The organism is Curtobacterium sp. JUb34 (genome assembly GCF_003755065.1).
Taxonomy (GTDB): Bacteria; Actinomycetota; Actinomycetes; order Actinomycetales; family Microbacteriaceae; genus Curtobacterium.
On sequence record NZ_RJVH01000003.1, the window covers coordinates 486,831 to 509,163 of the forward strand.

The following is a 22,333-nucleotide window of genomic DNA, read 5'->3' on the forward strand; positions in this document are numbered from 1 at the left end:
CCGGGCGTCATGCCACCGCACGGACCGGGTCCGATCGCCCGGTGACCGCAGCCTGCACGCGCTGCTCGAAGGCCTCGAGCTCGTCGACCACCGCCGGCGCCACCCAGGCCCGGTCGCGCCGCCGCTCGGTGACCGGACGCAGCACCCCGGTCCGCACGAGGTCCGCGGCGACGGCATCAGCGGCCCCGGCCGGGACGAGCTCGTGCAGGTGGGCTTCCGTCAGGACCGGATCGTCGGAGAGCGCCCGGCCGACGACCGCGTGCAGCCCGTCGGCGCACGGCCCTGCAGCCCGGTCGGCCGCGTGTTCGTCGAGGAGCAGGGCGGTCACGGTCGCCTCGTCGCACACGGTGCCGATGGCGATCGCGACGTCTGCCACGAGGGCGTCCACGACCCCGTCGCGGTACCGCTCGAGGTGCCGGAAGTACCGGCCCCGTTCCGCTGCGAGCGCGGTGGCGATCGGTGCGGTCACCGTCGTCGTGACGCCCCGGCGGCGCAGCACGGCGCTGATCAACGCACGTCCGATCCGGCCGTTGCCGTCGGTGAACGGGTGGATCGACTCGAACTGGGCGTGCCCGATCGCAGCCTGGGCGATCGGGTGCAGGTGCGTCCGGTGCAGGAACGCGAAGAGGTCGGACATGAGCGGCGCGACGAGCTCCGGCGGAGGCGGGACGTACGTCGCCAGCCGCGGAGTGTCACCGCCACCGATCCAGTTCTGGACGCTGCGGTAGCGCCCGGCGTACCGCCCGTCGACCGGGTCGTCGCGCATGAGCAGCCGGTGCGCCTCGAGCAGCGCGGCCTCGGTGATCACGCCCGTGTCCGCTGCTGTGACCAACCCCTCGATCGCACCGACGGCGCGGACGACGACAGTCGCAGTCGGGTTCGCGCGGATGCCCACGAGTGCGCGGGCGCAGTCGTCGAGCGACGCGGACTCGTCCTCGATCCGTGAGGACGCCACCGCCTCGGTCCGGCCGATCACCGAGCCGAGCGGCGCGAGTCGGGAACCGTGGTGGACGTCGAGTGCGCGGAGCGCGGCCGCGGCGCGGTCGAGGAGCGCCTCGGTGGCGTCGCCGGGCACCCACCGGACCCGGGCGATCCGCGGCGGCAGCGACACCCGCACGGACGTCGTCATGCGGTCGTCGCGGGAGCCCCGACGGGAACTGCGCCACGGACGCTCCGCACTGCCGTGCACGGGCCAGCTGCCGGGTGCGGGCGACGTGCCGTGGAGGTCCGCGGGGTCGATCCGATGTGCCATGCCGCGAGCGTAGAGACCTCCGGACGCCCGATGCCAGGAGTTCGTATTTCGCGTGTGTGCCGCCCGCGTAGCGTTGGTGGCATGCGCAACTCCTTCGCGATCACCGGTGCCCACGTCGTCCCCGTCTCCGCCCCCGCCTTCGACGGCGGCGCGGTCGTCGTCGAGGACGGCCGCATCACGGCGGTCGGTCCGGACGTCACACCGCCACCGGGAGTCACCGTCGTGGACGCAGCCGGTGCCTGGCTCGTGCCCGGGTTCGTCGAGTCGCACGGCCACGTCGGCATCCACGAGGAGGCAAACGGCGAGGCCGGCAACGACACGAACGAGATGACCGGCCCCAACATGGCCGGGGTCCGTGCGATCGACGCGATCGACATCGACGACGAGGGCTTCCGCGATGCGCTCGCCGGCGGCATCACGAGCATCGTCGTGAAGCCCGGCTCGGGCAACCCGATCGGCGGCCAGACCGTCGCCATCAAGACCTGGGGCGGCCGGACCGTCGACGAGCAGCTCATCTCGGACTCGGTGAGCATCAAGAGCGCCCTCGGCGAGAACCCGAAGCGCGTGTACGGCGGCAAGGGCCAGACACCGTCGACGCGCCTGGGCGTCGCGAAGATCATCCGTGACGCCTTCGTCGAGGCCCAGAACTACCGTGCCGCCCGCGACGCCGCCGCGGCCAAGGGCGAGCCGTTCGCGCGGGACCTGTCGAAGGAGGCCCTGGTCCGGGTCCTCGACGGCGAGCTCGTCTGGGACCAGCACACCCACCGCCACGACGACATCGCGACCGCCATCCGGCTGTCCGAGGAGTTCGGGTACCGACTCGTCGTGAACCACGGCACCGAGGCGCACAAGATCGCGAGCCTGCTCGCCGAGAAGGACATCCCGGTCATCTACGGCCCGCTGTTCACGAGCCGATCGAAGGTGGAGCTCCGCGACCGCGGCATCCCGAACCTCGCCACCATCGCCGCGGCCGGCGTCCGGGTCGCGATCACCACCGACGCCCCCGTCGTGCCGATCGGCATGCTCGTCGACCAGGCGACGGCCGCGGTGAAGGAGGGCCTCCCCGCGCAGACCGCGCTCGAGGCGCTCACCGTCAACCCGGCCGAGTTCCTGGGCTTCGGGGACCGCGTCGGACGGCTCGCCGAGGGCTACGACGCCGACCTCGTGCTCTGGGACGGCGACCCGCTCGACGCCACCAGCCGCGCGACGCGCGTCTGGATCGACGGCGAGCCCGTCTTCGAGTGGGCGGACGGCGTCGGCGTCACCACCCCGCGCTGGTAGCGGGGAGAGCCGGGAGGCGCGGATCGCGACGTGCCCGGACGTCGCGATCCGGGCCTCCCGTCCGTGGGGGCGCTGGGTGGTGACGGTCGGCGGACCCGGCCGGCTCAGACCTCGCGCGCCAGCAGGAACTCGTTGATGCGGTCCGTCAGGTCCGCGTCGATCGCCCGGGTGTCGCCGTTCACCGAACGGATCGGCGCCGCCTGACGGACGCTCGACACGAGCCAGAGCGCGTCTGCGGCCTGCAGGTCGGCGAGGGTGACGAGCTCGTAGGCGGTCTCGATGCCGGCCTGCTCGGCGAAGCGGAAGACGTCGGCCTGCGTGGTGCCGGCGAGGATCCCGATGTCGGTGCGCGGCGTCACGAGCCGCTCGCCGACCTTCAGGATCAGGTTCGCGCGCGTGCCCTCGAGCACGTAGCCGTCGCTCGACACGAACAGGGCGTCGTCGGCCCCGCGGCGGGCGGCCTCGCGCAGGGCGGCCATGTTGACGGCGTACGAGAGCGTCTTCGCGCCCTGCAACAGCCACGGCGAGGTGCGCTCGACGTCGTGCCGGTACCCGCGGTCCAGCACCACGACGGAGATGCCCTCGGTGCGCGCCGCGGTGGAGTCGACGGACGGCGCGGCGTACACCCACCCGGTGGGGCGGTCGGTGCCCTCGACACCACGGGTCAGGACGGTCTTGGCGAAGGCCTCGCGGACCGGGTCGAGCCGCGCGCAGACGGCCTCGATCGCCTGCCGCCACGCGTCGGGGTCCGGCGCGGGCAGGTCGAGCATCGCGGCGGAGCGGCCGAACCGGGCGAGGTGCGCCTCGAGTGCCTGGGGGCGACCGTCGACCACCGTGATGGTCTCGAACACGCCGTCGCCCCGGGTGATGCCGAGGTCCTGGACCTGCAGGTGCTCCTCGAGCGGCTTCGCCCAGGTGAAGGCGTCCGCAGCGGGGTCGTGCGGCGCGGCGTCGCGGGAGGGCTGGTTGAGGATCGCGAGCACGGTTTCGGTCATGTGCCCATCCAACCGCACGGGCGTCCGTGCGCGGTGTGCGGCCGTCAGCTCGCGTCGGGCAGCGCGCCCATGAGCTTCCACACCGCCTGCGTCAGTTCGGGGTGCTGCAGCGCGATCCGGCGCAACCGGTGGTACTCCTCGCCGAGGGCCGTGCCCTGACCGGATGCGGGGTGCATCGACCACTGCGCGTTCCGCTTGCCGATGGCCGCGTCGAGGTCGACCGCATCGGCCCGGAGGATGAGCACGACCTGCTCGTCGACCGTGGGGAGCGTGGGCATGAACTCCCAGGGGTCCTCGCCCTGTCGGCTCCGGTGCTCGACGAGCATCGAGATCTCCTCGGCCGCCTCGGCGCGCAGCACTTCGAGGCTGCGCCCGGTCCTGCGGGGCTCAGCCATGGTGCCCCCGCAGCCCGCCTGCCATGGGAAGAGCGTACGGCACTTCTTCGGCCACACTGGACGGGTGACCCCGCGCGACGAGAGCAAGTCCCAGCACCCCCGAGTGGTCGTCGTCTACCTGCTCCGTGATGGTGCGGACGGTCCCGAAGTGCTGCTGGGCGAGAAGCGCCGCGGCCTCGGCACGGGCCGACTGGTCGGCCCCGGCGGCAAGCGTGAGCCCGGCGAGACGGCGGTCGAGACCGCCGTGCGCGAGGTGCGTGAAGAAGTCGGCCTGCGGCTCGACGCGGTCGACCTGGAGGCACGTGGCACGTTGGACTACCGGTTCCCGTACCGACCGTCCTGGTCCCAGGTCTCGGACGTCTTCGTGTGCCGCCGCTGGCAGGGCAGCCCGTCGGGCTCCGACGAGCTCGAACCGCGGTGGATCCCCGTCGCCGACGTCCCCTACGGGGCGATGTGGGACGACGCGAAGTACTGGCTGCCGGGGGTGCTGCGTGGGGGTTCGGTGCGTGCACGCTTCACGTTCGCCGACGACGACGCGACGGTCGCGGGCTTCACCGGGACGGGCGTCGAGACACCCGCGTAGTCCGCGTCAGCGGGTCTGCTGGTGGGTGCGGGTGCTGCCGGTGCGCGCCTCTTCGGCAGCGGCGATGACCTCGGCGTCGCCGCTCCGACCACCGAGGGGCCGGACGAAGAAGTCGATGATCCCGAACACGATCGCGCCGACCATGGCGAACATCGCCCAACCGACGAAGAGCCCGGCGGTGTTCCGGCCGTCGGCGGGGGCGAGCACGATGCTCGCGACGTAGAAGCCGACCGTCAGCACGAGGAGCACGACGACGACGGTGACGAGGACGCGGTGCCAGGTGATGCGGGGGTTCATGCGACCCAGGATACCCGGCCGCCGTGGCTCACCGGTCGGCGTGCCGGCCGTGCGGCTGGTCGTCCGTGGCCTCGACGCGAGCCGACGTGTCGGACCGGACCGGGGCCCTGGAACCCTCGGTGCGTGGGACGGGACGGGTGCGTGGTCCGGTCCCTGCGCCTCCCGGCCGCTGCACCGGGATGCGGCCCGTGGGGGTGGTCTCGGTCTCGAGGCCGTCGCGGCCGCCCGTGAAGACGTCGCCGCCGACGCGGGCGTCCTCCCAGTCGTCGTCGCTCAGGACGCTCAGGGTGCCCGTCTCCGTCGACTCGAGGCCGTGGCGCTCGAGCTCGGCGTCGCGCTCCTTGCCGAGGAACTCGCGGTTCGCGGTGTTGGCGTCCTGGAACATCGTGGTCCGGCCGGTGACGATGGCGCGGATGCGGCGCCGTTCCCACCACTTCTTGCCGAAGTACATGAGCACCAGGCCGGCCGCGGCGTAGCAGCCCATCGTGATCAGGCCACGCGCCGGGCCCGGACCGACGCCGTAGATCTGGTGCTTGATCATGTCGACCATGCTCGACCCGACGACGACGTTGTTGAGCCAGGCGAACGGCTCCGGCATGAACCACTTCGGGTACGCGCCCCCGGACGACGGCATCGACAGGAACACGAAGCAGATCATGGCGGGGGCGGCGATGAACCGGCCCACGAAGTAGCTCAGCCCGTTGACGGCGAGACCGATCGCGACGATCCACCCCCACGCGATGAGCACGAGCTGGATCCAGTGGCCGTGGATCGCACCGACCACCGGTCCGGCGAGCGTGTTCGTGATGAGGGAGATGACGAGGCCACCGACGACGATGACGGCCATGCGGGTGCGGTGCCGGAGCGGACCGCCCATGATCCCGATGAACATCGCGACCATGTAGCCGCCGATGCACCAGGCGAGCATGACGTACATCGGCACGGTGCCGTACTCGTCCCACGCGGGCAGGGGAGCGAGCTCGGTGACCGTCGGACTCGCGACCCCGATGCCGGTCAGGACCGCGGTGAGGGTCGCCGGGACGAGGCTCGCGACCTGGAACTGGTGTGCGCTCGCCTTGAAGAACTCGTTCGTCGCGGGGTCGTAGGCGACCGCCATCGATCCGGCGAGGACGTCACGCTTCGCCGCGGCCAACGAGTCGTACGTGTGGAAGACGAACTCGCCCGGCAACGCCTTCTGCACGGCGGCGACGAGCGTCGGGTCGCTGCCGACCAGGGCGATCGGCACGTCGTGCGGGTGCGGTGCGTGGAAGGCGAAGACGTAGCAGAGGCAGAAGCCGACGATGAAGAAGAGCGGCATCCAGAGCTGCAGGCCGATGAGCTGGAGCGACGGGTGCAGGGTGGCGTACCAGCGGCGGTAGGCGCCGTGCTGCTGCGGCTCCGGGACGGGCGCCTGACGACGCGGGGCCGGCCGGGATGACCCGGCGACCTTCGCGCCGCGACGGGGCTTCGTCCCGCGGGCCGAGGGCCGGGTGCTGCGTGGCTTCGGTGCCGACGTCGGCCGGGACGCTCCGGGACGTTCCGGGGTGTCGTCGTTCCTGGGGACGTCGTTCCGCGGCGTGCTCACGTTCGCGCTGTGCTCCTGTTCTCGGACGGAGCGCCAGGATACGCCGGGGCCCTCAGGAGCGGCTGCGTGAGGCCTGCGCCGAGTCCATCGCCAGCTCTTCGGCGTCGAGGGTCACGAGCACGCGGCGCATGACCTCCTCGTCGAGGTTGCCCTTCTCGCGCTCCTCGAGCACGATCTCGCGTCGGCGGTCGAGCAGCTCGCGCCGGATGTCCTGGATCTGCGAACCGCGCAGCCGCATCGGGGCGTTCCGCTCCTCGTCCTCTTCCTCGAGAGCGTCCTGCCGGAAGGTCTCGACCTGCCGCTCGAGCCGGGCCTTCAGCCGGTTCACCACGGAGTCGACGGCGACGGCGCCGTACTGCTTCGACCAGTCCGGGCGGCGCTTCTCGAGCAGCTCGATCGCCGCCTCGGTCGTGCGCTGGTTGAGGCGCATCTCGCTGCGGACGTCCTCCTCGCCCTCGGCCGGGTCCTGCACCTTGAGGGCGCGGATGACGAACGGCAGGGTCAGGCCCTGCAGCAGCAGGGTGCCGACGGTGACGAAGAACGCGATGATGAAGATCGTGTCCTGTGCGGGGATCTGCGTCGGGCTCGCGACCACCGACACCGCGGCGGCCAGGGTGACCACGCCGCGCATGCCGGTCCACGAGATCACGGTCAGCTCGCGCCAGTTGAGCTTCGGTTCGGCCGTACCGCGCATCCACCGCAGGGACGGGTGCCCGCGGGACAGCTTGATGCGCAGTGGACGGAGCCACCGCCCGTTGAAGCGGTTGCGCACGTACGACTCGAAGATGAAGAGGGGCCGCACCAGGATCACGACGCCGAGCACCACGGCCGCGGCGGTGAGCGTCTGCCCGAGGCTCCGCTCGCTCTCGACCAGGTCCTGCACCACCGTGTTGAGCTGCAGGCCGATCAGGGCGAAGACGAAGCCCTCGAGGATGACGTCGATGCTGGTCCACAGCGGGCGCTCCTGCAGCCGGGTGGCGTAGCCCTCCTTCGGCGAGTTGTAGCCGATGTACAGGCCGGCCGTGACGACCGCGATGACGCCGGAGCCGGAGAGGTCCTCGGCCAGGATGTACGCGACGAAGGGCAGCAGGATGCTCATGATCGTCTCGACCACCGGGTCGTTCAGGCGCATCCGGATCCAGTGCACGACGACGCCGAGCACGATGCCGACGGCGAGCCCGACGCCGATCGCCAGGCCGAAGATGCCGAGGTCCTGCCAGATCGTCAGCGACGTGCCCGCGATGATCAGCGTGAACACGCGCACCAGGGTCAGGGACGCGGCGTCGTTGATCAGGCTCTCGCCGGACAGCACCGTCATCACCCGGCGGGGGAGCCCGAGCTTGCGGCCGATCGCGGCGGCCGACACGGCGTCCGGCGGGGCCACGATCGCACCGAGCAGGATCGCCGCCGGCAGGGTCATGTCCGGGATGAGGAAGTACGCCACCGCGCCGACGACGAGTGCCGTCACGATGACCAGGAAGATGCCGAGACGCCGGATCTGCTTGATCGACGTGCGGAAGCTCTGCCACGACACGTCGAGCGCCGCCGAGTAGAGCAGTGGCGGCAGGATCACCGTCAGGATCACCTCGGAGTCGATCTCCATCGCGGGCAGCCCCGGCAGGAACGACGCTGCGAGCGCGACCGCCGTCACGAGCAGGGGAGCGGGGAGTCCTTTCGCCCGTGCGAACCCGGTCACCGCGAGCGATCCGACCAACAGGATGAGGAGCTCGACGGTGTCCATGGGACTCATTCTCGCATCGGCATGGTTCCGAATCTGAACGAGTCTGAAGCTCCGGTGAACAGCAGGTTGCCGATCAGGTTTGCTCCGGAGGCCGTCGATGGGGAACACTGGCCCGCGGTGGACATCACACTCATAGTCGTCCTGGTCATCGCGTTGGCCCTCTTCTTCGACTTCACAAACGGTTTTCACGACACCGCCAACGCGATGGCGACTCCGATCGCGACCGGGGCCATGAAGCCCAAGGTCGCGGTCACGGTCGCCGCGGTGCTCAACCTCGTCGGTGCGTTCCTCAGCACCGCGGTGGCGACCTCGATCTCGCACGGCCTCATCAACGAGGGCCCGGGCGGCGTCGCGATCTCACCGGAGATGATCTTCGCGGGGCTCATCGGAGCGGTCGTGTGGAACATGATCACGTGGCTCCGCGGGCTGCCCTCGTCGTCGTCGCACGCGCTGTTCGGCGGACTGATCGGAGCCGCGATCGTCGGCGCCGGGTTCCAGTCCGTGAACTACGTCGCGCTGCTGACGGTGGTGATCATCCCCGCCTTCGCGTCCCCGGTGATCGCGTCGCTCGTGTCGTTCCTGTCGACACGCATCGCGTACCGGATCACGAAGCGCCCGGTGTTCCCGAACGAGCGCGGTGGCTTCCGCGTCGGGCAGATCTTCACCTCGTCGATGGTGTCGCTCGCGCACGGCACGAACGACGCGCAGAAGACGATGGGTGTCATCACGCTGACGCTGATCGCGTCGGGGGCGCAGTCGTCGAACCAGGGCGTGCAGTTCTGGGTCGTCGTGGCCTGTGCCCTGGCGATCGCCCTCGGCACCTACACGGGCGGGTGGCGCATCATCCGCACCCTCGGGTCCGGCATCACCGAGATCCGTGCGACCCAGGGCTTCGCGGCCGAGGCGTCGACCGCCGCGACGATCCTGGCGTCCAGCCACCTCGGCTTCGCGCTCTCGACCACGCAGGTGTCCTCGGGCTCGATCATCGGTGCCGGGCTCGGCCGCCGCGGCTCGAAGATCCAGTGGTCCACCGCCGGCAAGATCGTCATCGCCTGGTTCATCACGCTGCCCGCCGCCGCAGCCGTGGGCGCCGTGGCGTCGGGCATCGCACGCCTCGGCGTCGTCGGGCTCGTCATCGACGCGGTCGTCGGTGCCGCCGTGATCCTCGGCCTGTACCTGTGGTCGCTCCGGAAGCCGCACGAGCAGGCATCGGCCATCGAGGTCGACGTCGCCGCGAACGCCGTGTACACCCGCAAGGAACTGCGCGACCTGCAGCGCAAGAAGCGTGCGGACGCCGTCGCCGACCGTCGCGCCGCACTGAGCCGCGAGCGCACGCTCCGCCGCATGGCCGCACGCAAGGGAGGCCGTCGCTGATGGGTATCGACTGGTTTGCATTCCTCACCGTGGCGCTCGTCGCCGTGGTCTCGTCCTGCTTCGTCGTCGCCGTCTACTCGGTCGGCCTCCGCTTCTGGAGCGCCGCGGACACCCGTGCCGGCAAGTTCACCGTGAAGGACGACGGCACGATCGGTCCGGCGACCGCCGGGTTCCCGAACCCGGCCGGAGCGTCGACCGCGGTTCGTGCCTTCCGGGCGCTCGCGATCCTCTGCTACGCGGTCTGCGGCGCCGTCGTCCTGTACGGCATCTACCTCATCGTCCCCCAGTTCCACTGACTCCGGCGCCGGCCCGCACACACCCCGAGCTCGTCCCGGACCGGCCGGACGGACTGGGCTAGCCTCGACGTGTGACCGGCAACGAAGCAGCACAGGCCCCCGCAGGGGCGCAGACCCGTACCGAGAGCGACTCGCTGGGGTCGCGCGAGGTCCCGATCGACGCCTACTGGGGCATCAACACCCTGCGCGCGCTGGAGAACTTCCCGATCACGTCGGTGCCGATCTCGGTGTACCCGGACCTCATCGAGGCCCTCGCCACCGTGAAGCAGGCGGCGGCGCGGGCGAACCGGGCGATCGGGGTCCTCGACGAGGAGCGCGCCGACGCGATCGACCGTGCTGCGCAGGAGGTGCGTGACGGTGCCCTGCGCGAGCAGTTCGTCGTCGACGTCGTGCAGGGCGGCGCCGGCACGAGCACGAACATGAACACGAACGAGGTCCTGGCGAACCGGGCCCTCGAGCTCCTCGGCCGCGAGCGGGGCGACTACGGGTACCTGCACCCGATCGACCACGTGAACCGCAGCCAGTCGACGAACGACACGTACCCGACGAGCATCAAGATCGCGATGATCTTCTCCGCACGGCGGCTCATCGAGCAGCTCGAGCAGCTCTCCGCGGCGTTCGCCGAGCGGGGGAACGCCTTCGCCGACGTGCTCAAGGTCGGCAGGACGCAGCTGCAGGACGCCGTGCCGATGACCCTCGGGCAGGAGTTCACCGGGTTCTCGCACACCATCCAGGAGGACGCCGACCTGCTCCGCAAGGTCCTGCCGCTGCTGGCCGAGATGAACCTCGGCGCGACGGCGATCGGCACCGGGATCACCGCGGACCCGCTTTACCGCGACGAGGTCCGCCGGCAGCTACAGGACGCCAGCGGCATCGACGTCGTGACGGCGCCGGACCTGATCGAGGCGACGAGCGACGCCGGCGCCTTCATGACCCTGTCCGGCACGGTGAAGCGCAGTGCCGCGAAGCTCTCGAAGATCTGCAACGACCTGCGGCTGCTCGCGTCGGGGCCGCAGGCGGGACTCGGCGAGATCACCCTGCCGGCGCGCCAGGCGGGCTCGTCGATCATGCCGGGCAAGGTGAACCCGGTGATCCCCGAGGTCGTGAACCAGATCGCGTTCGCCGTGGTCGGCGCCGACACCACGGTGACGATGGCGGCCGAGGGCGGCCAGCTGCAGCTCAACGCGTTCGAGCCGATCATCGCGCACTCGATCCTCCAGTCGCTGCAGTGGATGTCCCGGGGCTGTGCCACGTTGCGCGAGCACTGCGTGACCGGCATCGAGGCGAACGAGGCGAAGCTCGCGGCGCAGGTCGACACGAACGTCGGGGTGGTCACGGCGCTCACCCCGTACATCGGCTACGCGGCGGCGGCGTCGATCGCGCACACGGCACTGACGACGTCGACGCCGATCTCGACGCTCGTCGTCGCGGCCGGTCTGATGGACGAGGACCAGGTGCAGCGTGTGCTGAGCCCGGCGCGGCTGTCCGGCATCGAGCTCGCGACCGGTGCGATCCCGGTGGTCACCGAGGAGATGCTGGACCAAGCGGCGCGCGAGCGCTGAAGCCCACGCGCAACCGCCTCACGGCATCGGTGCCTCGCCGACGCGCACCTGCTGCGCGACGTCGCGCAGGTGCTCCTGCGCCGGGGTCGGCTCGGCGTCGTCGTCGGCAGCGACCTGCGCCGCGACGCTCCGGACGTGCCGAGCAGCCGCGATGTCGGCGTCGCGCCAGCGGGCCAGCGTGAAGTTCCGCGTCACGTCCCGCAGCGGCAACCGGATCGACTCGTCGGCCTCGATGCCGGCGAGGAGCTGCCGCATCCGGATCACCTCGGAGTCGAGTTCGCCGCCGACCACGAGCACGAAGTTCGAGATGTACAGGTAGACGAGCAGCAGGATCCCGCCGCCGAGCCACCCGTACGCACGGTTGCCGCCGCCGCCGATCGTCTCGACGTAGACCGCGAAGCCGACCGTCGCCAGGGCCCACGTGACGATGGCGAACGCGGCACCGGCGGACACCCACCGCAGCTGTGGCGTCTTCACGTTCGGGGTCGCGTAGTACAGGACCGCGACCATCACGACCAGGTCGGCGGCGAGCACGGGCCACTTCACCACGTTCCACACGTCGTCGATCCACGGCGCCCAACCGAACGAGGCGACGAGCGCCGCCGAGATCGTCGGGGTGCCGAGCAGGATGACGATCGCGATCGCCCCGCCCACCATCACGAGCAGCGTGACGAGCAGCATCATGCTGCGGAACTTCCAGATCCGCCGCCCCTCCTCGACCTCGTAGGAGGTGTTCATGGCGCGCCCGAACGCCGTAGCGTACCCGGACAGCGACCACAGCGTCAGCACGACACCGATCGCGAAGCCGAGCCACGGGTTGTCGAGGGTCAGCAGCTGCCGCAGCGGGGTCTCGAGGTGCTCCGCCGTCTCCGGTCGCAGGATGAACCCGAGCACGCCGATGATGTCGGACAGGCTGTCGCCCTCGCGGTCCACGATCGACAGCGCGGACACCACCGTCAGCGCCGTCGGGAACACGGTCAGCAGTGCGAAGAACGTCAGCGACGCGGCCGCGTCGACGACGCGGTGCCGGATGACCGAGTGGTAGGTGCGCCGGACGACGGCGCGGACTCCCGTCCGCTGGAGATCGCGCGATGCGCTGTCCGGCATGCGTTGTACGGTACCCGACGCCTGGCGGACGGGAGGCCCGTGGCGGGCCCGCCACGGGCCTCCCGTCCGTCTCGCGAAAGCGACAGACGTCCGCGGAGGGTTCGCGCAGATCTGTCGCTTTCGCGGAAGGGGGTGGTCCGCTGCTGCGGCCGCGCGGCCGTCAGTTGGCGTGGGGGTGCAGGGCGTCGTAGCGGCGGAACGACGGGACCAGGCGGAGGAGCAGCGCGACGAGCGCGACGATGAGCACGCCGCCGATGATCGGCGGGTACGCGATGCCGGCCGCGACGACCAGGCCGGCGTACAGGTCACCGAGCCGCGGGCCTCCGGTGACGACCACGATGAAGATGCCCTGCAGTCGACCGCGCATGCCGTCCGGCGAAGCCGCCTGCAGGATCGTGTTCCGGAACACCGAGCTGACGTTGTCCGCACCGCCGGCCATCGCCAGGAACAGCGCCGCGAGCCCGAGCGCCGGCAGGATCTCGACACCGAACGCCTCGCCCGAGCGCCCACCCAGCACGTGCGCCAGCGCGATGACTACACCGAACGCCGCGATCGCGCCGCCGTACGCCGTGATGGCCCAGCCGACCGCCTCGCCCTGGCGGCGCACGTGCCCGAGCGGCCCGGAGAAGACGCTCGACAGCAGCGCACCGATCGCGTACGCGGCCGTGAGCGTGCCGACGGTGATCGATCCGCCGCCGATCACCAGCGCCCCGATCGCGGGGAACAGGACGCGGGGCTGCCCGAACGTCATCGCGACGATGTCGAGCACGAACGTCATGGTGATGTTGCGCGACCGCCGCAGGAACTTCGCACCCTCGATGAGCGAGCTGAGCCCCGGGCGGAGCGCACCGTGGTCGGCGGCCATCCGCGGCAGCGTGAACACCCCGAGGAACGCGAACGTGAACAGGACGACGTCGATCGTGTAGGTCGGCGCGAACCCGACGCTCGCGATCAGCACACCGGCGACCGCCGGACCCACCGTGACCTGGAAGCCCGAGGCGATCCCGCCCAGGGCGCTCGCCGCGGGCAGCAGGTCCGTGCCGACCAGTCGCGGGACGATCGCCGAGCGCGAGGCGTTGCTCACGGTCGCGGCGACGGCGTTCACGGTCGCCAGGACGTAGAGCAGGGCGACGCTGTGCAGCCCGAGCCACGAGTGGGTGGCGATCAGGGCGACCGCGACCCAGGCGATGATCGACGACACGAGCGCAACCGTGCGCCGGTCGAAGGCGTCGGCGAGCATGCCGCCGTACAGGCCCGCGACCACCATCGGCAGCAGGGCGATGACCCCCACGAGCGCCACGGCGAAGGTGGAGTGCGTGATCTCGTACACCTCGAGCCCGACCGCCACCGTGGTCATCTGCGTGCCGATCCCGGCGATGGCGGTGCCCGCCCAGAGCCGGGCGAAGGCGGGGGATCGGCGGAGCGGGGTGAGGTCGGCGAGCAGGCGGCGGCGCGGCGGTGCGGGAGTGGGTCGTGTCACGGTGGAACCATTCTGCGGCCTGGACGGTCGTTGCGTCTGCCGTTGCCGCGCTCTGGTTGACTGGATCGCATGACTGACCTCAACAGCAAGCCCGAGTTCGACGCGCCCGAGGGCCCGGCCCCCACCGACCTCGTCGTCACCGACATCGTCGAGGGTGACGGCGACGTCGCGAGCGCCGGGTCGACCGTCAAGGTCCACTACGCCGGCGTCGAGTACGAGACCGGCGAGGAGTTCGACAGCTCGTGGAACCGCGGTGAGCCCATCGACTTCCCGCTCGCGGCGCTCGTGCGCGGCTGGCAGGAGGGCATCCCCGGCATGAAGGTCGGCGGCCGCCGCAAGCTCGTCGTCCCGCCGGAGCTCGCCTACGGTCCCGCCGGTGGCGGCCACTTCCTGTCCGGCAAGACCCTGATCTTCGTGATCGACCTGCTCGGGGTGCGCTGATGCAGGTCGGTGCCCCGACCATCGAGCTGAACGACGGTCACCGGTTCCCGGAGCTCGGCCTCGGCACCTACGGGCTGAACGGCGACGAGGGTGCGGCCGCGGTCGGCACCGCCATCGCCAGCGGCTACCGGCTGCTCGACACCGCACTGAACTACGGCAACGAGGACGCCGTCGGCCGTGCCGTCCGCGAGTCCGAGGTGGCGCGCGAGGACCTCGTCGTCACCTCGAAGCTCCCCGGCCGGCACCACGGTTACGACGAGGCGCACCGCTCGATCGACGAGACCCTGGTCAACCTCGGGCTCGACCACGTCGACCTGTACCTGATCCACTGGCCGAACCCGTCGGTGGACAAGTTCGTCGACACCTGGAAGGCGTTCGTCGACCTGCGCGACAGCGGCAAGGTCCGCTCGATCGGCGTCTCGAACTTCACGCCGGAGCACCTGCGCCGCATCATCGACGCGACCGGCGTCGCACCGGCGGTGAACCAGGTCGAGCTCCACCCGTACTTCCCGCAGGCGGCACTGCGGAAGGTGCACCAGGAGCTCGGCATCGTCACCGAGAGCTGGAGCCCGCTCGCGGTCCGCTCGGAGCTCCTCACCGAGCAGCCGATCACCGACGCCGCAGCGGCCCACGGCGTGACCCCCGGCCAGGTCGTGCTGCGGTGGCACGTCCAGCTCGGCGCCGTGCCGGTGCCGAAGTCGGCTGACGCCACCCGACAGCGCGAGAACCTCGACGTGTTCGGCTTCGAGCTGACCGACGCCGAGGTGCAGGCCATCTCCGGCCTCGAGCGCGGCCGGCTCTGGGACGCCGACCCGGACACGCACGAAGAGATGTGAGCGACGACCCTTCGGGAACTGCGGGGCTCCAGCGGGCAGTACACTGGATTCCCCTCTTCCCGAAGGGTTGCGTGTGTCCGAACCGACCGAGATCGACCGCGAGCGCGGCTACGTGGACGGCCTCTTCCGCCGTCTCGACGAGCTGACCGCCGAGGCCGAGCAGCGTCTCGCCGAGACCCGTCGTCAGGCGGTCGGCGGGAACCACCAGAGCCGCAGCGAGCGCGATGCGTACGCCCGGCTCTACGAAGACACCGTGGCGACGCTCGAGCGTGTGGGGGACCGTCTGGTCTTCGGCCGGCTCGAGGTCTCCGAGCCCGACAGCGCCGAGGACGCCTTCCGGTACATCGGACGGGTGGGGCTCCGCGACGCCGACCACCGCCCGCTGCTGCTCGACTGGCGCGTGCCCGGCGCCAGCGCCTTCTACCAGGCCACCGCGGCGCACCCGATGGGGATGCGCTCGCGCCGCCACCTGTCACTCGAGGGTCGTCGGGTCGTCGGTGTCGAGGACGAGGTGTTCGACGCCGCGCTCTACGACGACGAACGCACCCACCTGCAGGGCGAGGGGGCGCTGCTCGCCGCGGTGACCGCGGAACGCACCGGCCGGATGACCGACATCGTCGCCACGATCCAGGGCGAGCAGGACCGGATCATCCGCTCCCCGCTCGAGGGCGTCCTGATCGTGCAGGGCGGCCCCGGCACCGGCAAGACCGCCGTGGCGCTGCACCGTGCCGCGTACCTGCTGTACTCGTACCGCGAGCGGCTGCGGGGCTCCGGGGTCCTGATGGTCGGTCCGTCGCCGGCGTTCCTGACGTACATCGAACAGGTCCTGCCGTCGCTCGGCGAGACCGGCGTCGTGATGGCCTCGCTCGGGTCGCTCTACCCGGGTGTGCACGCGACGACGCACGACGCCCGCGACGTCGCGGCCGTGAAGGGCTCCGCGCAGACGGCCGCACTCCTGCGCCGCGCGGTGCGCTCCCGTCAGGTGGTGCCGACCGAGTCGGTGACGCTCGACGTCGAGGGCGAGCGGCTCGTCGTGCCGCCGCAGCTCGTGGCCGACGCGATGAAGCGCGCACAGGACCGCGGCAAGCCCCACAACGCCGCGCGTGTGACGTTCAACAAGCTCGCGCTCGACGCGATGACCCGGCTGCTCGCCGACCAGCTGCGCGAGCGTGGGACGACGGTGGACGAGGCCGACGAGAAGGTCCTGCGCGAGGACATCCGGAGCTCGTACGACGCCCGGGTGCTGCTCAACACCGCGTGGCTGCCGCTGCCGCCGGAGAAGTTCCTCGAGGACCTGTACGCCCGCCCGAACTGGCTCGCGTCGCTGACCCCCGACTGGACCCCGGAGCGCCGCGCCCTGCTGCACCGTGCCCGTGGTGCGGCGTGGACGGTCGAGGACGTCCCCCTGCTCGACGAGGCCGCCGAACTGCTCGGCCCGTTCGACCCGACCGGCGGCGCCGCCAAGCGCGCGGCGAAGGCCAGTCGGAACCGTGACATCGAGAACGCCCGCCAGGCGATCGAGAACATGGGCGTCGAGGGCATCGTCACCGCCGAACAGGTGGCCGGCTCGTTCGCCGAGGGCGGCGACCCCCGGTCGACGGCCGAACGCGCGGCCGACGACCGTGAGTGGACCTACGGGCACATCGTGGTCGACGAGGCGCAGGAGCTGTCGCCGATGCAGTGGCGCGTGCTCGCCCGCCGCAACCCGCTGCGGTCCTTCACGATCGTGGGCGACATGGCGCAGGGTTCCTCGCCCGGGGCCGCGCGCACCTGGGACGACGTGCTCGGCGCGCTGGCCCGTCGTCGCCGTGGCCGGGCGCCGCTCGTGCCGCTCGACCACCGCATCGAACAGCTCACCGTGAACTACCGCACCCCGCGGTCGATCGTCGAGGCCGCCGGTGTCTTCGCCGACGGTGCCGGCCTGACCGTCACCCGGAACGAGGCCGTGCGCGACGGCGATCCCGTCGAGCGCGTCCGCGTCGCCCGCGCCGACCTGCTCGACACCGTCGTGTCGGTCGCCGATGCCGAACGCGAGCGGATCGGGGCGGGCACGATCGGCGTCATCGTCCCCGAGTCCGAGGTCGACGCCGTCCGGCAGCGCCTCGCCCGCACGGAGGCCGACGTGCGCGGTCTCGCCGCGCCGCACGCCGGGTCGCTCACGGTGCTGACCGGGGCCGACGCCAAGGGCCTCGAGTTCGACGGCGTGCTGCTCGTCGACCCCGACCGTGTCGGTGGCGACGCCGCGCGCCCCGCTGCCGCGGTCTACGTCGCGATGACCCGCCCGACACGGCGCCTGACGGTCATCGACGTCGCCTGACCCGCGGGTCGCGCGCTCCCGCGGCCACTTCGTGAGCAGAAATGGTCGGGTCGGCAGCGCGGACGCGACCATTCCTGCTCACGATCCGCGGCGGTACGGCGGACGCGGTGCGGACGGGAGGCCCGTGGCGACTTCGCCACACCCCCGCCGTCTCACGACGGGTCGCCTGCAGAGCGGACGCGCGCGACGAGGTCGGCCCACGGTCCGTCCAGGCGTCGGCCCGGGATCGTCACGGTCGTGCGCTCGACGGTGATCGTCCACGTGAAGTCGTCGGGGACGGGTGGCCCGGACGGCGACTCCGTCGCGGCGGTGCGAGGGAGCGCGTCGACGACCTCGGACCACGCCGCGGGGTCACCGCTCGTGTCGGTGTCGACCCGCCAGCGCCGCGTGGTGCCGGCGAAGCCCCCGGAACGACGGACCTCGATGCGCATGCTCCCGACCGTACGCGCCGGTGGCGTGCTCAGGCGAGGACGCCCACCGTCCGCCAGGCGTCCTGCACCGCCGCGTGTTCCGCTGCCCCGTCGCCGAACCGGGTGGCGGCGGCGTCGATCGTGACGGCGGCGAACCCGGCGAAGTCGATCGAGGCGGTGACGGCGTCCGAGGTCAGGGCGTCCCACCACACGGCACCGGCACCCTGCCAGGCGTACCCGCCGATCGCCGTCGCGGCCAGGAAGAACGCGTGGTTCGGGATGCCGGAGTTGGTGTGCACCCCGCCGGCGTCGTCGGTCGTCACGACGAAGTCGGCCATCGTCGCGGGCTGCGGGTCCTTGCCGAGCACCGGGTCGTCGTAGGCGGTACCGGGTGCCCGCATCGACCGCAGGGCGTCGCCGTGGACGGCGTCGGTGAAGAGCCCCTCGCCGATGAGCCAGCTCGCCTGTTCGGCGGTGTGCCCGGCCGCGTACTGGGCCACGAGGGAGCCGAACACGTCGCTGACGGACTCGTTGAGCGCCCCGGACTGTCCCTGGTAGGTCAGGTCGGCCGTGTACTGCGTGACGCCGTGCGCCAGCTCGTGACCGATGACGTCGAGGGCGATCGTGAACCGCCGGAAGACCTCGTCGTCGCCGTCACCGAACACCATCCGGCTGCCGTCCCAGTAGGCGTTGTCGTAGTCCTGCCCGAAGTGGACCGTGGCGTCGAGGGGGAGCCCGGCGCCGTCGATCGACACCCGGCCGAAGACGTCGAGCCAGAAGGCGTGGGTCGCGCCGAGTCCGGCGTACGCCTCGTCGACGGCCGCGTCACCGGTCTCGGGGTCGCCCTCGTTCCGGACGACCGTGCCCGGCAGGGTCGTCGTGCCGCGGGCATCGGCGATCGTGCGCTGCGGTGAGCGGTCGACCGTGCCGCTGCCGTCGACGCCGGCACTGACGCCGCGCGGGGCGACCAGGTGCCGGTGCTTCGGGGTCTGCACGAGCTCGAGCGACGCCAGCGCGGTACGGGCGGCCGATGCCGCGCGGGGGAACTCTGCCGCCTGGGCCACGGCGTGGAGCAGGTAGGGCGGGACGACGGAACGCCGGCTGTCGGTCGGGGTCATGCGCTCATGCAACCACCGGGCACCGACACCCCCGCCACGGGTCAGTCGCGCTTGCGGTTCTCGACGAGACCGAGCGCGTAGGACTCCCACCACTGTCCGGCGGCCGGTCCGCCGTTGCACGTGCCGTCGCTGAGCCCCGGCGTCTTGACCCACAGCAGGGCGTCGAGTCGGCTCGATCCGCCAGTCACGTGCGGAGCCTGGCCGAGCCCCGCGCCCTCGGGGTTGCACCAGGTCCCGCGCCAGCCCTGCCCGTTGCGGGAGACGTCGATGACGAAGTGCGGATCACCACCGATCGCGTCGGCGAGCTCGTCGGCGTAGGCGCGTTCCTGGTCGACGCGGTAGAAGTTCGACACGTTCGTGAAGAAGCCCTGCACCCGATCGACACCCGCCTGCCGCAGCCAGTCGGCCATCGTCGCGGTCGGGACGCGGTTCTCGTTGCCGCCGTCGAGGTACACCGTCAGCCCGTGCCCGGTCAGCGCGTCCACGGCCTTGCGGAGCAGGGGGAGTCGGGAGTCCCGCAGGCGCTGGCAGTTCTGGATCTGCGCGATCGCGTCCGGCTCGACGAGCACGACGGCCCCGGACCCGGCCATCGCCCGCACGGCGGACCGGACCCACGGCAGGTAGGCGTCGTCGGTCGTGCCGCCCTTCGAGTAGCTGCCGCAGTCGCGGTCCGGCACGGTGTACAGCACGAACACCGGGGTGGCCCGCTGCTGCTCGGCGTTCCGGACGACCGCGCGGATGGTCGCGCGCGTCTCGGACCGCGAGGTGTTCGTGAGCCAGGTCGCGATCGGCTGGTCGGCGATGCGGGCGATCTGCGCCGCGGTGTCGTCGTGTCCGGCGGCTCGTGCCTGGCGCTCGCGGATGCCCGGCTGGTTCACCGCCGACGGCTGGTGCGCGAGGCCGCCGGGGAACGCCTGCTCCACGGTCTTCCGCGTCACGACGTCACGTCCGCCCGCCGTCGGGTCGGCGTCCGGCCCGCTGCCGTGCGGCACGACCACGACGAGCGTCGTGACCACCGCGGCGACGGCGACGACCGCGGCCGCGATCCACAGCCACTGCCGGCGCGCCGACCTGCGCATCCCCTGGTCCTCCGGCATCCGGCGGTCCTCCCTGTTCGCTCTCCATGCTGACAGGTGCGGGGGAGTCCTGACCAGGCCACCAGGGCGTTCGTCCAGGTCCGCCGACGGCTTCTGCCAGGAGCGCTCCAGCGACCGCGCAGGACGGTGTTGCACAATACCGGGATGTTCCGTCGACTCCTCCTCCTCGCCGTGACCGCGGCGTACGCCTGGGTGATCTGGCGGATGACGCTGACCCCGCAGGTGTTCACATCGGCACAGAACTCGTTCGTGCTGCACGCGATCGCCTGGGTCCAGCAGCTGCCGCACGGTGCCTGGTTCACGTACGAGCGCACCGAGTTCCTCGCCAACATCGCGATGTTCGTGCCGGTCGGCATGCTCGCCGCGCTCTGGTTGCCACGGCGCTGGTGGATCCTCGGGGCCCTGGTCGCGGTCGCTCTGTCGACCGGCATCGAGTTCGCGCAGGCCACCTACCTGCCCTACCGCGTCGCCGACCCCCGCGACGTGCTGTCGAACGGCCTCGGCGGACTGCTCGGCGCGACGCTCGTCGGGCTCGTCCGCAGCCTGCTGCCCGCGCCGCGTCGTCGTCGCCTGCGCGCCAGGACGGCCTAGGACTCTGGTAGTCTTGCGCGGTTGCCGTCGAACGGCCGCGGACAAAGAGCGCTCGTGCATCAGGCACGGGCACCGCGCAACGGACTGAAAGGGGATCTACGCATGGCACTTGACGCGAAGGTCAAGCAGGAGATCATCGAAGAGTACGCGACCCACCCGGGCGACACCGGTTCCCCCGAGGTCCAGGTCGCCGTTCTGACGCGTCGTATCAACGACCTGAACGAGCACCTCAAGGAGCACAAGCACGACCACCACTCGCGTCGTGGTCTGCTGCTCATGGTCGGTCAGCGTCGCCGTCTCCTCGGTTACCTCTCCGACGTCGACATCGCCCGCTACCGTGCGCTCATCGAGCGCCTCGGCCTGCGCCGCTAGTCGACGCCCCACGGCTTGACCGAACGCCCCGGTCCTCCTCGAGAGGACCGGGGCGTTCTCCGTTCTGCGGGAATGGTTGCGCGTGCCGCACGGTTCGGTACGATGTTCATGCAAACGCATCGAAAGTCGGGAACCACCATGACCACCATCGCCGTCGTCTCCGCCGGACTCTCCGAGCCCAGCTCCACCCGCCTGCTCGCCGACCGCCTGGGCGAGGCCGCCGTCGCCGCGCTCGTCGCCGAGGGCACGCCAGCACACCTCCTGCACGTCGAGCTCCGGCCGCTCGCGCACGAGATCACCGACGCGATGCTCACCGGGTTCGCCGCGCCCGCGCTGTCCGCCGCCATGGCCGCAGTGGTCGAGGCCGACGCGGTCGTCTTCGTCACGCCGATCTTCACGGCCGGTGTGAGCGGTCTCGCGAAGTCGTTCCTGGACATCCTGGACAAGGACTCGCTCGCCGACCTGCCCGTCCTCCTCGGCGCCACCGGCGGGACCTCGCGGCACTCGCTCGCCATCGACCACGCCCTGCGCCCGGTGTTCGCGTACCTCCGCGCAGCGGTGGTGCCGACCGGTGTCTTCGCCGCGACAGACGACTGGGGGAGCGACGGTGACGCCGCGGCCCTGGACGGACGCATCCGCCGGGCCGGAGTCGACCTGGCCTGGGCGATCCGGGCCTCCCGTCGGTCCCCGCAGGAAGCCGACGCGCTCCCCGCGACCGCGGACTTCGCGAGCCTGCTCGGTGGCCTCGGCCACTGATCCGGATCGCTGACCCCGCGGCCCGCTCTTAGGCGGGCCACAGGGTTCGTGGGGTCGGAGTGCGGCCGGTTGGCGGCTCGCTCATCGGTGGCCTCGGGAACCTCGTCATGACGACGAGGAGGACCGATGGACACCAGAGGCACCGGCAGGCGATCCGCACGGATCACGAGTGCGCTCGTGAGCCTGGGCGGACTCGCGGTCGCGACGGTCACGGGTGCCGGGCTGTGGTTCGGGCACGAGCAGGCCGGCACGACGACGACCGACACGTCCACGACCACGAGCACCACCACGGATTCCGGTTCGGGTACCGGGGCGTCGGGTGACACCGCCACCGACTCCGGGTCCTCGTCGTCGTCGACCGACGCGTCGACCGACGCGTCGACCGACACCGGGGTCTCGCAGGGCACCACCGGTGGGTCGTCGGACGCGACGACGACGGGTTCCTGA

The 22,333-nt window shown here is 71.5% G+C and carries 23 protein-coding genes; 12 read left to right on the forward strand and 11 right to left on the reverse strand.

What is annotated here, in order from left to right:
- Nucleotides 1-7: 7 nt before the first annotated feature.
- The gene (locus tag EDF63_RS13435) at nucleotides 8-1,252 is read right to left on the reverse strand and encodes a Fic family protein (protein ID WP_123313496.1); all 1,245 of its coding nucleotides are present in this window, start codon (nucleotides 1,250-1,252) and stop codon (nucleotides 8-10) included.
- 81 nt (nucleotides 1,253-1,333) lie between these two features.
- On the opposite strand from EDF63_RS13435, the gene EDF63_RS13440 reads away from it, so the two are divergent.
- Nucleotides 1,334-2,533: an amidohydrolase gene (locus tag EDF63_RS13440; RefSeq protein ID WP_123313497.1), complete on the forward strand. Its 1,200-nt coding sequence runs from the start codon at nucleotides 1,334-1,336 to the stop codon at nucleotides 2,531-2,533.
- Between the two features lie 104 nt (nucleotides 2,534-2,637).
- On the opposite strand, the gene EDF63_RS13445 is transcribed toward EDF63_RS13440, so the two are convergent.
- Both EDF63_RS13445 and EDF63_RS13450 read right to left on the reverse strand, forming a co-directional pair.
- On the reverse strand, nucleotides 2,638-3,528 hold the full coding sequence (locus EDF63_RS13445) for an aminodeoxychorismate lyase (protein WP_123313498.1): 891 nt from the start codon (nucleotides 3,526-3,528) through the stop codon (nucleotides 2,638-2,640).
- Between the two features lie 44 nt (nucleotides 3,529-3,572).
- Nucleotides 3,573-3,923: a tryptophan synthase subunit alpha gene (locus EDF63_RS13450; protein WP_123313499.1), complete on the reverse strand. Its 351-nt coding sequence runs from the start codon at nucleotides 3,921-3,923 to the stop codon at nucleotides 3,573-3,575.
- A 64-nt stretch (nucleotides 3,924-3,987) separates the two neighbouring features.
- Here EDF63_RS13450 and EDF63_RS13455 point away from each other — a divergent pair, with 64 nt between their 5' ends.
- Nucleotides 3,988-4,506 carry an 8-oxo-dGTP diphosphatase gene (locus EDF63_RS13455; protein WP_185021424.1) on the forward strand — a complete coding sequence of 173 codons (519 nt, stop codon included), beginning with the start codon at nucleotides 3,988-3,990 and terminating at the stop codon, nucleotides 4,504-4,506.
- A 6-nt stretch (nucleotides 4,507-4,512) separates the two neighbouring features.
- On the opposite strand, the gene EDF63_RS13460 is transcribed toward EDF63_RS13455, so the two are convergent.
- From EDF63_RS13460 to EDF63_RS13470, 3 genes are read right to left on the reverse strand one after another with little or no spacing between them, the layout of a single operon-like run.
- A complete protein-coding gene (locus EDF63_RS13460; RefSeq protein ID WP_123313501.1) occupies nucleotides 4,513-4,803 on the reverse strand; it encodes a hypothetical protein in 291 nt (96 codons plus the stop codon).
- Nucleotides 4,804-4,831: 28 nt separating this feature from the next.
- On the reverse strand, nucleotides 4,832-6,388 hold the full coding sequence (locus tag EDF63_RS13465; protein WP_123313502.1) for an ABC transporter permease: 1,557 nt from the start codon (nucleotides 6,386-6,388) through the stop codon (nucleotides 4,832-4,834).
- Nucleotides 6,389-6,440: 52 nt separating this feature from the next.
- Nucleotides 6,441-8,129 carry a sodium:proton antiporter gene (locus EDF63_RS13470; protein WP_123313503.1) on the reverse strand — a complete coding sequence of 563 codons (1,689 nt, stop codon included), beginning with the start codon at nucleotides 8,127-8,129 and terminating at the stop codon, nucleotides 6,441-6,443.
- Nucleotides 8,130-8,246: 117 nt separating this feature from the next.
- Between EDF63_RS13470 and EDF63_RS13475 the strand changes: the two genes are divergently transcribed.
- The 3 genes from EDF63_RS13475 (at nucleotide 8,247) to EDF63_RS13485 (ending at nucleotide 11,361) form a co-directional block, all read left to right on the forward strand.
- Nucleotides 8,247-9,503, forward strand: coding sequence for an inorganic phosphate transporter (locus EDF63_RS13475; RefSeq protein WP_123313504.1), 1,257 nt, complete (start codon nucleotides 8,247-8,249; stop codon nucleotides 9,501-9,503).
- Nucleotides 9,503-9,799, forward strand: coding sequence for a hypothetical protein (locus EDF63_RS13480; RefSeq protein ID WP_123313505.1), 297 nt, complete (start codon nucleotides 9,503-9,505; stop codon nucleotides 9,797-9,799). The genes EDF63_RS13475 and EDF63_RS13480 overlap by 1 nt, the downstream gene beginning before the upstream one ends.
- A gap of 71 nt (nucleotides 9,800-9,870) precedes the next feature.
- Nucleotides 9,871-11,361, forward strand: coding sequence for an aspartate ammonia-lyase (locus EDF63_RS13485; protein WP_123313506.1), 1,491 nt, complete (start codon nucleotides 9,871-9,873; stop codon nucleotides 11,359-11,361).
- 18 nt (nucleotides 11,362-11,379) lie between these two features.
- Here the strand turns inward: EDF63_RS13485 and EDF63_RS13490 are convergent, their stop codons facing one another.
- Both EDF63_RS13490 and EDF63_RS13495 read right to left on the reverse strand, forming a co-directional pair.
- Nucleotides 11,380-12,468 (reverse strand): YihY/virulence factor BrkB family protein, encoded by a 1,089-nt coding sequence (locus EDF63_RS13490; RefSeq protein ID WP_123313507.1) that lies wholly within the window; start codon nucleotides 12,466-12,468, stop codon nucleotides 11,380-11,382.
- Between the two features lie 160 nt (nucleotides 12,469-12,628).
- Nucleotides 12,629-13,948 (reverse strand): MFS transporter, encoded by a 1,320-nt coding sequence (locus tag EDF63_RS13495; protein ID WP_123313508.1) that lies wholly within the window; start codon nucleotides 13,946-13,948, stop codon nucleotides 12,629-12,631.
- Nucleotides 13,949-14,017: 69 nt separating this feature from the next.
- Here EDF63_RS13495 and EDF63_RS13500 point away from each other — a divergent pair, with 69 nt between their 5' ends.
- The 3 genes from EDF63_RS13500 to EDF63_RS13510 all read left to right on the forward strand — a co-directional run bounded on the left by EDF63_RS13500 (nucleotide 14,018) and on the right by EDF63_RS13510 (nucleotide 17,542).
- Nucleotides 14,018-14,389 (forward strand): FKBP-type peptidyl-prolyl cis-trans isomerase, encoded by a 372-nt coding sequence (locus EDF63_RS13500; protein WP_123313509.1) that lies wholly within the window; start codon nucleotides 14,018-14,020, stop codon nucleotides 14,387-14,389.
- The gene (locus EDF63_RS13505) at nucleotides 14,389-15,225 is read left to right on the forward strand and encodes an aldo/keto reductase (protein ID WP_123313510.1); all 837 of its coding nucleotides are present in this window, start codon (nucleotides 14,389-14,391) and stop codon (nucleotides 15,223-15,225) included. Before EDF63_RS13500 ends, EDF63_RS13505 begins: the two co-directional genes overlap by 1 nt.
- A gap of 73 nt (nucleotides 15,226-15,298) precedes the next feature.
- The gene (locus tag EDF63_RS13510; RefSeq protein WP_260233115.1) at nucleotides 15,299-17,542 is read left to right on the forward strand and encodes an AAA family ATPase; all 2,244 of its coding nucleotides are present in this window, start codon (nucleotides 15,299-15,301) and stop codon (nucleotides 17,540-17,542) included.
- 152 nt (nucleotides 17,543-17,694) lie between these two features.
- Here the strand turns inward: EDF63_RS13510 and EDF63_RS13515 are convergent, their stop codons facing one another.
- From EDF63_RS13515 to EDF63_RS13525, 3 genes are read right to left on the reverse strand one after another with little or no spacing between them, the layout of a single operon-like run.
- Nucleotides 17,695-17,973: a protealysin inhibitor emfourin gene (locus tag EDF63_RS13515; protein WP_123313512.1), complete on the reverse strand. Its 279-nt coding sequence runs from the start codon at nucleotides 17,971-17,973 to the stop codon at nucleotides 17,695-17,697.
- A 29-nt stretch (nucleotides 17,974-18,002) separates the two neighbouring features.
- Entirely contained in the window at nucleotides 18,003-19,070 is a 1,068-nt protein-coding gene (locus EDF63_RS13520; protein ID WP_123313513.1) for a M4 family metallopeptidase, read from the reverse strand.
- A 41-nt stretch (nucleotides 19,071-19,111) separates the two neighbouring features.
- Nucleotides 19,112-20,167, reverse strand: coding sequence for a glycoside hydrolase family 6 protein (locus EDF63_RS13525; protein ID WP_123313514.1), 1,056 nt, complete (start codon nucleotides 20,165-20,167; stop codon nucleotides 19,112-19,114).
- 144 nt (nucleotides 20,168-20,311) lie between these two features.
- Here EDF63_RS13525 and EDF63_RS13530 point away from each other — a divergent pair, with 144 nt between their 5' ends.
- The 4 genes from EDF63_RS13530 to EDF63_RS13545 all read left to right on the forward strand — a co-directional run bounded on the left by EDF63_RS13530 (nucleotide 20,312) and on the right by EDF63_RS13545 (nucleotide 22,333).
- Nucleotides 20,312-20,758 (forward strand): VanZ family protein, encoded by a 447-nt coding sequence (locus EDF63_RS13530; RefSeq protein ID WP_111084575.1) that lies wholly within the window; start codon nucleotides 20,312-20,314, stop codon nucleotides 20,756-20,758.
- A 102-nt stretch (nucleotides 20,759-20,860) separates the two neighbouring features.
- The gene (rpsO, locus tag EDF63_RS13535) at nucleotides 20,861-21,130 is read left to right on the forward strand and encodes a 30S ribosomal protein S15 (RefSeq protein ID WP_070416523.1); all 270 of its coding nucleotides are present in this window, start codon (nucleotides 20,861-20,863) and stop codon (nucleotides 21,128-21,130) included.
- Nucleotides 21,131-21,268: 138 nt separating this feature from the next.
- Nucleotides 21,269-21,886, forward strand: a complete 618-nt coding sequence (locus EDF63_RS13540; protein WP_123313515.1) for a CE1759 family FMN reductase — start codon at nucleotides 21,269-21,271, stop codon at nucleotides 21,884-21,886.
- A gap of 126 nt (nucleotides 21,887-22,012) precedes the next feature.
- Nucleotides 22,013-22,333, forward strand: coding sequence for a hypothetical protein (locus EDF63_RS13545; protein ID WP_148061783.1), 321 nt, complete (start codon nucleotides 22,013-22,015; stop codon nucleotides 22,331-22,333).